Origin of the sequence: Sphingomonas sp. (assembly GCF_036677245.1) — a bacterium.
In the GTDB taxonomy this organism is placed as follows: domain Bacteria; phylum Pseudomonadota; class Alphaproteobacteria; order Sphingomonadales; family Sphingomonadaceae; genus Allosphingosinicella.
Genome location: NZ_JAKFCG010000003.1, coordinates 23,480 through 33,465 on the forward strand (window position 1 = coordinate 23,480; position 9,986 = coordinate 33,465).

Genomic DNA, 9,986 nt, shown 5'->3' on the forward strand with positions numbered 1-9,986 from the left:
GGCCGTGGCCCCTACAGCCAGCAGGGCTTGCTCACCTGTCGCCGAACGAAAGAGGTCACAAACGCTGCGGCGCATGCTATAGACGCCGGAGCTTTTGAGCCGATGAGGAAGCAGGATGAGAAAGCCGCCGTTGCTTCTGTTGCTACCGTTCGCGGCTGGGGTTGCCGCGCCGGCTTGGGCGGCGGCGCCGAGCATCGCGCCGGAGCAGGCGGCGATCTCGACCGAGATGGCTGAGGCCGCCGCGACGGCCGGCGATGTGGAGGTCTTGCCAACCAAATGGTCGCTCGCCGGGCCGCCGGATCGGCAAGCCCGCGCAAAGGCCGGCGCGCGCAAGCCGCCCGCCAAGGCGGCTGCGCGCAAACCCCGGATCTACGGGGGTGCGCGGGTGAGCAGCGCGCGCAACAGCCAGGTCCGCAAGGGCGCCCAGGTCGGCGTGAAGCTGCCCTTCTAGGTCGCTCGGCGCGCTTCCTGGGGCCTAAAGGACATATTTGCTGAGATCGGTGTTGCGCGCCACCGCCGCGAGCTGGCGGTCGACGAAGGCGGCGTCGATGCTTATCTCCTCGCCCCTGCGTTCCTCGGCGTCGAAGCTGATGTCCTCGAGCAATTTCTCCATCACCGTCTGCAGGCGGCGAGCGCCGATATTCTCGATCTGGCTGTTCACCTCGGCGGCGATGCGGGCGATCGCCCTGATGCCGTCGTCGGTGAAGCTGACATCGACGCCTTCGGTGGCGATCAGCGCGCGATATTGCTCGGTGAGGCTTGCCTGCGTGTCCTGCAGGATGCGGACGAAATCCTCCTCGGTCAGCGCCTTGAGCTCGACCCGGATCGGCAGGCGCCCCTGCAGCTCGGGCAGCAGGTCGCTGGGCTTGGCGATGTGGAACGCGCCGCTCGCGATGAACAAGATATGGTCGGTCTTCATCGGCCCGTATTTGGTCGCGACCGTCGTGCCTTCGATCAGCGGCAGCAGGTCGCGCTGGACGCCTTCGCGGCTGACCGATCCCCCGCGCACGTCGCTGACCGCGATCTTGTCGATCTCGTCGAGGAAGACGATGCCGTTGGCCTCGGCATCGGCCAGCGCGGTGCGGTTGACGTCGTCCTGGTCGAGCCTTTTGTCGGCCTCTTCCTCGACCAGCCGGCTCCACGCCTCGTTGACCTTGAGGCGGCGCCGCTTGCGCGGTTGCTGCCCGAGCGCCTTGCCCATGATGTCGCCGAGGTTGATCATCCCGACCTGGCCGCCCATGCCGGGGATCTCGAACGGCGTGGACGGAGCTTCGCTGACCTCGATCTCGACTTCGGAGCCCTCGAGATGGCCGTCGTGGAAGCGGCGGCGGAAGCTCTCGCGCGTCGCCTCGCTGGCGCCCTTGCCGGTCAGCGCGTCGAGCAGCCGCTCCATTGCCGCTTCCTCGGCGGCGTCCTTGACGGCTAGCCGGCGGCGGTCCTTCTCGAGGCGCACCGCCTCCTCGACCAGATCGCGGGCGATCTGCTCGACGTCGCGGCCGACATAGCCGACCTCGGTGAACTTGGTCGCCTCGACCTTGACGAACGGCGCGTCGGCAAGCTTCGCCAGCCGGCGCGAGATCTCGGTCTTGCCGCAGCCGGTCGGCCCGATCATCAATATGTTCTTCGGCGTCACCTCGTCGCGCAATTCGTCCGAGAGGCGCTGGCGCCGCCAGCGGTTGCGGAGCGCGACCGCGACGGCGCGCTTGGCCTCGACCTGGCCGACGATATGAGCATCGAGAGCGGCGACAACCGCCTTCGGAGTAAGAGAGTCGTTCAATTCAATTTCCTGGCAATTCAAATTCTGGTTGATGAAGGAGTCAGGACGAGAGCCGGCGAGACCCAGATCAGGCCGCATTCTCGATCTTCTCGACGGTGATGCTTTCATTGGTGTAGACGCAGACCTCGGCGGCGATCTTCATCGCCTTGCGTGCGACCGTCTCCGCATCCTCTTCGTAATCGACCAGCGCCATCGCGGCCGACAGGGCGAAGTTGCCGCCGGAGCCGATCGCCGCGACGCCGCTCGACGGCTCGAGCACGTCGCCGTTGCCGGTGAGGATGAGGGTCACGTCCTTGTCGGCGACGATCATCATCGCCTCGAGGTTGCGCAGATATTTGTCGGTGCGCCAGTCCTTGGCGAGCTCGACCGCGGCGCGCATCAGCTGCCCGTGATGCTGCTCGAGCTTGCGTTCGAGCCGCTCGAACAGGGTGAAGGCGTCGGCGGTCGCACCGGCGAAGCCGCCGATCACCGATCCGTCACCGCCCAGCCGCCGCACCTTGCGCGCATTGGGCTTGATGATCGTCTGGCCGAGCGACACCTGCCCGTCGCCGGCGATCACCACCTGGCCGTTCTTCCTGACCGCCAGGATCGTCGTCCCGTGCCATTGTTCCATTAGTCTGCACTATCCCCGCAACTGTGTTCGGAGCCGATATGGTGAGCAGGCCGCGGCCGTGCAATCGCGCTGCGGGAAGCGGCGCTTGAGCAGGGCTCGAGAACGTGCTTGACTGACCGAAACGCAAAAGAGGGGGATCTGATGGCAACACCACCCACAAGCGCACCGCCGTTGGTCGAACGAGTCAAACGGCTCCTGCTCGAGCCCAAGGCAGAATGGGCGCGCATCGACGAAGAACCGACGACGGTCGGCGCGATCTACCGCAACTGGGTGCTCGTCCTCGCCGCGATCTCGGTAGTGTGCGGCGCGATCGGCCTGCTGCTGTTCGGCTTCAACGTCCTGGGATACAGCTATCGCCCCGGGCTCGGCGACGCCGTGAGCATCGCCATCATAAATTATGTCGCTACGATCCTGTCGGTCTTCGTTGCTGCGTTGATCATCGATGCGCTGGCGCCGACGTTCGGCGGCACCAAGGACCGCGTGCAGGCGACCAAGGTCGCCGCTTATGCGATGACCGCTTCGTGGGTGGCAGGGATCGCCGGCCTGTTCCCGCCGATCGCCTGGATCGTCGGCCTCGTCGGCGCGGTGTACAGCGTCTATCTGCTCTATCTTGGATTGCCGCGGCTGATGAAGGCGCCGGCGGACAAGGCGGTCGGTTACACCGCCGCGGTGGTCGTCGTGGCGGTCGTCCTGGCGCTGCTGGCGGGGCTCGTCGCCGAGGCGATCATGCCTTTCGGCGGCAACAGGATCGCGCCATAGGCCGGCGCAGCGAAGATCGACCATTTCGAATCGAGGGTAACAAGCCCTTCCAGTGGACCACGCCGAACGGCGGGCATTTGGGTCGCCAAGTCCGGCGGCCAAGGAGAGAGTGTATGACGAGCGCGACTTCAGAGCAGCAGGAAACAGTTCGGCAGGCGGCACGCGGGTTGGCGCGGGCGGGGCTGGTCCATGCCTACGGCCATTGCAGCCTGAGGCTCGATCCCGAGCACCTCCTGGTCTGCGCGGCGATGCCGATGGGCATGATCCGCGACGAGCCCGGGACGATCGTGCCGATCAACGGCCCGCTTCCCGAAGGCGTGCTCGGCGAAGTCCGTGCGCACCAGGCGATCTATCGGTTGCGGCCGGACGTCGGCGGCATCTGCCGGACGACGCCGCCGCACGTGATGACCTTGTCCACCCAGAAGATCACGCCGCGGCCGCGTCACGGCATGGGTGCCTATTTCGCGCCGTGCCCGCCTTTGTGGGACAATCCCCGGCTGCTGCGCGACGACGAGAGCGCGGCGAAGCTCGCCGAGACGATGGGCGATGCCGCGGCGATCGTGATGCGTGGCAACGGCGCGATCACGGCCGGGCGCACGCTCGAGGAAGCGGTGACCATGGCCGTCTTCCTCGAGGATAGCGCGCGGGTCGAGCGCGACGTCAGGGCAATGGGCTTCGATCCCGACAGCGGCGTGATGAGCCAGGAAGAGATCGAGGGACGCAGGGTATTCGCCGGCGGCGTCATCGAGCGCATGTGGGCGTGGATCACCCGCAACGGCGACTGAGGCACGCGTCTCGGAGCGGGCGGTCGCCTGTCGTCCAGCCCGCCGCTCGGATGAGCTCCGTTCGGCGCCGTCCTCGCCGTGACCAAGCCGCAAGAACGCGCGACCCTGCTCGAATAATCCGGATCCCCCGACGGCCGGCCAGGATCACCCGGAAACAGGCCCGGCCCGCCGGTTCATGTAAAGAACATCCTCCATAAAGCGAGACCTCGGCCTTGACCTTGCCGCCGTTTGCGGGTGCAATCTCGAATCTTGCAGTGGCCCGATAAGGCCGGGCGAAGATCAACTGCTGTTTATCGAAGGAATTCCTGCACTTTTGAGTTTTGGGGGAGCATGAAAGATGTTTGGCGCCCGAAGACGTTACTTCCCCGATCCACACGGTCGAAATAGCTTGGCAGACTGCGGCGGGGAGAGTGAAGCATGAGCGGCGCGGAGCGCGGCGACAAAAAGTTCCTCGAGGAGCGCGGCTTCGGCCAGACGCTCGGCTTCGGCACCCACCCGGCGCTGCTGGTGGTCGATCTGATCATGGCCTTCACCGACGCCGCGCGGCCGCTCGGTTCGAACCTCGACAGCCAGATCGCGGCGACGAATCGCCTGATCGAGGCGGTGCGCCGGCGAGGCGCCCCGATCATCTTCACGACGGTCAGCTACAGCGACCCCGGGCTGAAGGACGCGGGAGTCTGGGGGCTGAAGATGAAAGGCACATCGAGCCTGATCGAAAAGGGCGACGGTCCATCGCTCGATCCGCGCCTCGACAAGGCCGCCGGCGACCCGATTCTCTCGAAGAAATATGCGTCATGTTTCTTCGGCACCGATCTCGTGCCGCGGCTCGTCACCGATGCGGTCGACACCCTGATCATCGCCGGCTGCACGACCAGCGGCTGCGTCCGAGCCTCGGCTGTCGATGCGATCCAGTACGGCTTTCGGCCGATCGTCGTGCCCGAGGCGGTGGGGGACCGCTCGCAAGCTGCGCATGATCAGAGCCTGGCCGACCTCCATTGGAAATATGCCGACGTCGTCCCGCTGGCGGCGACCCTTGATTATCTCAACGGAGAAGATCGAGCATGAACCAGGATTCTCCCGCGCCGTCGCACGGCCGCTTTCCCTACGTACCGATCATCGATCGACCGAAGCTGAGCTGGCCTAACGGCGCCCGGGTCGCGCTCTGGGTCATCCCGAATATCGAGCATTTCCTGATCGACCGGCCGTCGACGTCGCTGGTCGCCTCGACGGTGTCGCTGACTCCCGACGTGCTGAACTATTCGTGGCGCGATTATGGGGCCCGCGTCGGCATCTGGCGGATGATGGAGATCATGGAGCGCTACGGCGTGCGCGGCACCGTTGCGCTGAACTCCGACGTCTGCAGCGAGAACCCGAGGATCATCGAGGAAGGGTTGAAGCTGGCCTGGGAATATATGGGCCATGGCAAGAACAATTCGAGCCTCTTCACCGGCATGGAGCCTGAGGTCGAAAGACAGCAGCTCACCGAGGTGCTCGACACGATCGCCAAGGCCACCGGCGAGCGGCCGCGGGGCTGGCTCGGGCCGGCGCTCACCGAGACGAACAACACTCTCGACCTGCTGGCGGAAGCGGGCGTCGACTATGTCTGCGATTGGGTGAACGACGAGCAACCCTACCGGATGGAGACCCGCAACGGACCGATCTACTCGATCCCTTATTCGCTGGAGATCAACGATATCCCGGCCTTCCTGGGCGGCGGATACAGCGGCGAATCGTTCAGCGAGATGATCAAGGACCAGTTCGACGTCCTGTACGAAGACGGCGTGAATTCGGGCCGGGTGATGTCGATCTGCCTGCACCCGTTCCTGATCGGCCACCCGCATCGCGCAAAGCACTTTGCGAAGGCGCTCGAGCACATCACCAGTCGCAGCGACGTGTGGTTGGCGACCGGAAGCGAGATCATCGACTGGTACAAGAACGAGAACAGTCACGAGGACGCGTGAGGTCGGCCAGGATTGTCGCCGGGTCGGCGGGTCAGGGAGAAAGAGATGAAATACGGGATATTTCTGCCAAACGGGTCGAACGGCTATATCCTCTCGAAGGCCACGTCGCTGTACGAGCCGACGTTCGAGCATAACAAGCAGATCACCGTCGAGGCCGAGGATCTCGGCTTCAACATGGTCCTCTCGATGATGAAGTATCGCGGCTTCGGCGGCGAGACCGGCTATTGGGATTCCTGCCTTGAATCGTTCACCCTGATGGCGGGGCTGGCGGCCGAGACGAAGAAGATCGACCTGTTCCCGTCGGTGACCTTGTTGGCGCATCATCCGGCGATCGTCGCGCGCATGGTCGCCACCATCGACGACATCAGCGACGGCCGCTGCGGGCTCAATGTCGTCACCGGCTGGAACAAGCCGGAATATACCCAGATGGGGATGTGGAAGAGCGACGATTATTACGATCAGCGCTACCAGCTCGCGCGGGACTATGTGTCGGTGCTCAAGGAGCTTTGGACGGAAGGCTATTGCACCTACAAGAACGACAGCTTCGATCTCGAGGATTGTGCGTGCTTTCCGCTGCCCAAGCATCAGCCGATGATCGTCGCTGCCGGCCAATCGCCCGCCGGCATGCGCTTCGTCGCGGAGGTGGGCGACCGTAATTTCGTCATGGCGAGCGGCGCGAACCTGCCCCAGAAAGTGCGCGAGCTGAAAGCGACCGCGAGCGAATTCGGACGCGAGGTCGGCACGTTCGCGTGCATCCAGATCGTGTCGGCGGACACCGATCAGGAAGCGGAAGCGATCACCAGCAGGATCATCGCGGAAGCGGACAAGGGCGCGATCGCCAAAGTCATCGCCAGCGCGACGCTCGACACCAACCCGGCCGGCAGCTCCGAGCAGATGAAGACCGGGCTGACCCGCCCGGCGGCGGACGGCAACATCGCGTTCATGGGCATGCCGGTCATCTACGGCTCGCACCAGCGGGTGGCCGAAAAGCTCGATCGCGTCGCCGAGGAAGCCGACATCGACGGCGTGATGCTGTGCTTCACCGATTATCTGAAGGGCATCCGCGATTTCGGCGACAAGGTCATGCCGCACCTTTCGTCGGCATCGCTGTCGGCAGGGCCAGTATCCGCGGCGAAGGTGCCTGCCTGACCAGGGCAACATTGGGTGCAAGGCTGCCACTGACCCATCAGTAGATAGTAGTGAGAATGTCATGATTGCTGATCGTCGGTTTTACGCCAATTCTGTTGAACGCATCAGTCTTTGACAGAAGCGGACGTTCACGTGCGGCGAGGTTGAACGAGGCTGGGCAGCCGCAGCTGGCTATGGCGATCGCGCTTAGCCGCTCGCGGCTAGTCCCCGTACCGCACAGGATGAGGGCGGTTCGCGGCGCCCCGCACCGGGAGCCGGAATCGACCATCAAAGGCGCTCGAGGCGCCGCCGGGCTTCGTAACCGGCTGGTTTAGCTCTTCGTAATGTCTTGCCGGGACGACAGCTGTAGCCAGTCCGGGAGCTCACGGTGCGTTATGCCTTGGCATTCTTGCACGAGCGGGAGCGAGCCCGTCTCGTCCGAGAGCGGCTGCCGTTCCTTACGTGCGGGAATCGCTGCCGATGAGTACATGCAGGACGCGGTACCGAATAGCGTTCTGATCAAAAAACCCATCAGCGCGGTCGTGTTAGCTTCGACCGTGGTTGGTGATCTCCAAGGGGTTCCCCGTGCCTGACGATAGGAACGCGACAGTGTGTCTTTTTGGCACATTATGAACCCCGATATAGGTTAAGGCCCCTATCTCCAATGCGGCGTACGTTCCCCGCTGTGCCCGTGTATTACTTCACCCTGCACGACGACATCGTCTTCACGGACGACGAGGGACGGGAATTACCTGACGCGGCAGCCGCACTAGCGGAAGCCATCAAGGCAGTACGCGAATTGATCTGCGAGCAGGTAACGGAAGGGAGGATCAACCTTTCCTACCGCATTGAGGTGGAGGACGAGGAGCAGCGGCCTGTGCTGACGCTGCCGTTTCGATCGGTCGTCACGATCAAGGGTTAGAGCCTACACCGGCCTCGGCAGATGCATTGCTAATTGAGATCAATGGCAGCTTTGACGCTCTGGGCCATCAGGCCGAGCTATCCGGTACTGCCGGTTCCACTCTATTCGAGCATCGTCAACCCGGCCTACCGCTCGCCGATGTTGCTCGCGCCATAAGTGCGGATGTCGCGGGAGGAGAGCACGATCTCGGGCTTGATCTCGCCAATCGCCGAACCGCGCGGCTTTGCGTTTCGGTTGCCGGTGACGACGATCTCCTCCGCTTCCTCCTCGTCGGGGTCGATCGCGTCATCGGCGCGGGATGGGTCAAGGGTGGGGACGGGAGGCGTCTGCGGGGAAGCGACCTGGGCGAGCGCGGGGCAGGAGCTGGTTAGGAGCAGGAGGGGAAGCAAACGCATCGACACTCTCACAAACAGGATGACGCGGCGTGGCCTGCTAGGCCGGGCACATCCTAACGTGCCTTGAACGATCTTCGCCCAACGCCGCACACGGCGAGAGGATGCGGCCCCGGCTTCTGGCGTGCCGGGCTGACTGCGTCTGCAGCGTGAGGCGCCCATATGCGGAGCACGGCTCATCTTGCCAGCCTCTCTAGAAAACGCGCTTTGGGGAGCTATACGCGCCCGATGAAGATGAAAGAGCTTGAGAGCCGGACCGGGGTCGGTCGGGAGACGATCCGCGTCTACATCCGCCTGGGAATCATTCCCGAGCCGGTCCGCAAAAAGCCCAACGTCGCCGATTATGGCGAAGAGCATGTCAGAGCGATCCTGGCAGTGCGCGAGCTGCAGCGCGAGAGTCGATTGACGCTGACGCAGATCGCCGAAATCGTGCGAGGGCGTACCACCGAGCAGCGGATCGAAGCCGCTGCCTTCCAGCACCTCGAGGAACTGGTCGCCATCGGTGTCGGTGTCGATAACAGCATGGTTGCGATCTCCACGCTGATCGAGGAAAATCCGCATGCGCTCGACGACGCGCTCGCCTTCTCCGCCGTCGGCGCGGCGGAGGTGATCCAGGAGGGCGACGAGCCCAAGCTCAGCCTGACCGATGCGCGCCTGGTCACGATCTGGGGCCAGATGCGCCGCGCTGGCTTCGTCGAGAGCGCCGATTTTCCGCCCGAGATCGTGCATTTCTATGTCGAAGCTGCCGAATTTGTCGCGGGCAACGAAGCGACCAAGTTTCTCGAGAGAACCGAAGGACGCCTCTCGGAGGAAGAGGCTGCGGCAATGTGCGCCGTGGCCTTGCCGCGGATGCTCGACGTGTTCGGCCTCATGCGTACCAAGTTCTTTTTGCGAAACCTCCGAGATGGAAAAGGGAAAGTGACGGTCCGGCCCTCTCGATCCGGGGATCGTGGGCGCGTCGAAACGGTTGACGACCGGGCATCTAAAAGGACAGGGACGCCCACCGAAACGCTGGGTGGCGGCACGCGCTTTGGCGTGTCCTGAGTGCGCCTCGACCTGCTATCATGGAGTGAATGACTCTGTCCCCAACGGCCGAGCAACGAACCTGGGTGGGGCTGAGCGGCGACCTTATCGTCGCGCGTGTCCGCGGCAGCTTGACCGAAGAAGAAGTCGCGATTGCTCAGCAGCAGGTTTTGCTCCTCCTCGACCAAACACAAGGTTCGCAGGTGCTGTACGACGTGCTCGAAATGGAGCCGCCCAGCATCAACCTGACGCTTGCCCAGCGGGAGCATAGCGATCAGCTCTATCGCAAGGGCGTTCGGATCGCGATCCTGGTTCCGGACACACGCACCGCCTTCCTTGCCCGGCTCGCATTCGGCCAGGGCGATTACCGGGTCATTTACAACGATCTTGCCGAAGCGATCGCCTGGCTGACGCACGGAGAGGCAAAGTAGCGCGCCTGATCCAAAGACGAACTGCTGTAATTCCGTGGCGGCCCCAAATCAGGAATTGCCGTTAACCGAAACGCTGAGTTGCCGGACCGGTTTGAGCCTGACTATAGTCTTCGAATGAAGATGCGCGAGCTCGAGGAAAGGACCGGAGTGGGTCGCGAAGCCATCCGCGTTTATCTTCGCTATGGCATCCTGCCT

General features: G+C 63.8%; 12 protein-coding genes. 9 read left to right on the plus strand and 3 right to left on the minus strand.

What is annotated here, in order from left to right:
• Positions 1 to 115 precede the first annotated feature (115 nt).
• Positions 116 to 451 (plus strand): hypothetical protein, encoded by a 336-nt coding sequence (locus V6M48_RS00185; RefSeq protein ID WP_332810497.1) that lies wholly within the window; start codon positions 116 to 118, stop codon positions 449 to 451.
• A 24-nt stretch (positions 452 to 475) separates the two neighbouring features.
• Here V6M48_RS00185 and hslU read toward each other — a convergent pair whose 3' ends face one another.
• Both hslU and hslV read right to left on the minus strand, forming a co-directional pair.
• Positions 476 to 1,777 carry an ATP-dependent protease ATPase subunit HslU gene (gene hslU, locus V6M48_RS00190; protein WP_332810498.1) on the minus strand — a complete coding sequence of 434 codons (1,302 nt, stop codon included), beginning with the start codon at positions 1,775 to 1,777 and terminating at the stop codon, positions 476 to 478.
• 67 nt (positions 1,778 to 1,844) lie between these two features.
• On the minus strand, positions 1,845 to 2,390 hold the full coding sequence (hslV, locus tag V6M48_RS00195) for an ATP-dependent protease subunit HslV (RefSeq protein ID WP_332810499.1): 546 nt from the start codon (positions 2,388 to 2,390) through the stop codon (positions 1,845 to 1,847).
• Positions 2,391 to 2,531: 141 nt separating this feature from the next.
• Between hslV and V6M48_RS00200 the strand changes: the two genes are divergently transcribed.
• From V6M48_RS00200 to V6M48_RS00225, 6 genes are all read left to right on the plus strand, one after another.
• Positions 2,532 to 3,149 (plus strand): Yip1 family protein, encoded by a 618-nt coding sequence (locus V6M48_RS00200; RefSeq protein WP_332810500.1) that lies wholly within the window; start codon positions 2,532 to 2,534, stop codon positions 3,147 to 3,149.
• A gap of 113 nt (positions 3,150 to 3,262) precedes the next feature.
• Positions 3,263 to 3,934, plus strand: coding sequence for a class II aldolase/adducin family protein (locus V6M48_RS00205; RefSeq protein ID WP_332810501.1), 672 nt, complete (start codon positions 3,263 to 3,265; stop codon positions 3,932 to 3,934).
• A gap of 417 nt (positions 3,935 to 4,351) precedes the next feature.
• Entirely contained in the window at positions 4,352 to 4,999 is a 648-nt protein-coding gene (locus tag V6M48_RS00210; protein WP_332810502.1) for an isochorismatase family protein, read from the plus strand.
• Entirely contained in the window at positions 4,996 to 5,895 is a 900-nt protein-coding gene (locus V6M48_RS00215; RefSeq protein WP_332810503.1) for a polysaccharide deacetylase family protein, read from the plus strand. Before V6M48_RS00210 ends, V6M48_RS00215 begins: the two co-directional genes overlap by 4 nt.
• A 45-nt stretch (positions 5,896 to 5,940) precedes the next feature.
• The gene (locus V6M48_RS00220) at positions 5,941 to 7,044 is read left to right on the plus strand and encodes an LLM class flavin-dependent oxidoreductase (protein WP_332810504.1); all 1,104 of its coding nucleotides are present in this window, start codon (positions 5,941 to 5,943) and stop codon (positions 7,042 to 7,044) included.
• Positions 7,045 to 7,687: 643 nt separating this feature from the next.
• On the plus strand, positions 7,688 to 7,945 hold the full coding sequence (locus tag V6M48_RS00225; RefSeq protein WP_332810505.1) for a DUF6894 family protein: 258 nt from the start codon (positions 7,688 to 7,690) through the stop codon (positions 7,943 to 7,945).
• A 125-nt stretch (positions 7,946 to 8,070) separates the two neighbouring features.
• On the opposite strand, the gene V6M48_RS00230 is transcribed toward V6M48_RS00225, so the two are convergent.
• Entirely contained in the window at positions 8,071 to 8,340 is a 270-nt protein-coding gene (locus tag V6M48_RS00230; protein WP_332810506.1) for a hypothetical protein, read from the minus strand.
• 225 nt (positions 8,341 to 8,565) lie between these two features.
• Between V6M48_RS00230 and V6M48_RS00235 the strand changes: the two genes are divergently transcribed.
• Together V6M48_RS00235 and V6M48_RS00240 are read left to right on the plus strand one after the other, a co-directional pair.
• The gene (locus tag V6M48_RS00235; RefSeq protein WP_332810507.1) at positions 8,566 to 9,381 is read left to right on the plus strand and encodes a MerR family transcriptional regulator; all 816 of its coding nucleotides are present in this window, start codon (positions 8,566 to 8,568) and stop codon (positions 9,379 to 9,381) included.
• Between the two features lie 65 nt (positions 9,382 to 9,446).
• Complete coding sequence (locus V6M48_RS00240) at positions 9,447 to 9,791, plus strand: STAS/SEC14 domain-containing protein (protein WP_332810508.1); 345 nt, start codon at positions 9,447 to 9,449, stop codon at positions 9,789 to 9,791.
• Positions 9,792 to 9,986: the final 195 nt, after the last annotated feature.

Bases quoted from the DNA above. Each gene is read 5' to 3' on its own strand.
- V6M48_RS00210 (WP_332810502.1), top strand. From the start codon at position 4,352: ATGAGCGGCGCGGAGCGCGGCGACAAAAAGTTCCTCGAGGAGCGCGGC.
- V6M48_RS00225 (WP_332810505.1), top strand. From the start codon at position 7,688: ATGCGGCGTACGTTCCCCGCTGTGCCCGTGTATTACTTCACCCTGCAC.
- V6M48_RS00200 (WP_332810500.1), top strand. From the start codon at position 2,532: ATGGCAACACCACCCACAAGCGCACCGCCGTTGGTCGAACGAGTCAAA.
- V6M48_RS00205 (WP_332810501.1), top strand. From the start codon at position 3,263: ATGACGAGCGCGACTTCAGAGCAGCAGGAAACAGTTCGGCAGGCGGCA.
- V6M48_RS00230 (WP_332810506.1), bottom strand. From the start codon at position 8,340: ATGCGTTTGCTTCCCCTCCTGCTCCTAACCAGCTCCTGCCCCGCGCTC.
- V6M48_RS00235 (WP_332810507.1), top strand. From the start codon at position 8,566: ATGAAGATGAAAGAGCTTGAGAGCCGGACCGGGGTCGGTCGGGAGACG.
- V6M48_RS00185 (WP_332810497.1), top strand. From the start codon at position 116: ATGAGAAAGCCGCCGTTGCTTCTGTTGCTACCGTTCGCGGCTGGGGTT.
- V6M48_RS00215 (WP_332810503.1), top strand. From the start codon at position 4,996: ATGAACCAGGATTCTCCCGCGCCGTCGCACGGCCGCTTTCCCTACGTA.
- V6M48_RS00220 (WP_332810504.1), top strand. From the start codon at position 5,941: ATGAAATACGGGATATTTCTGCCAAACGGGTCGAACGGCTATATCCTC.
- hslV (WP_332810499.1), bottom strand. From the start codon at position 2,390: ATGGAACAATGGCACGGGACGACGATCCTGGCGGTCAGGAAGAACGGC.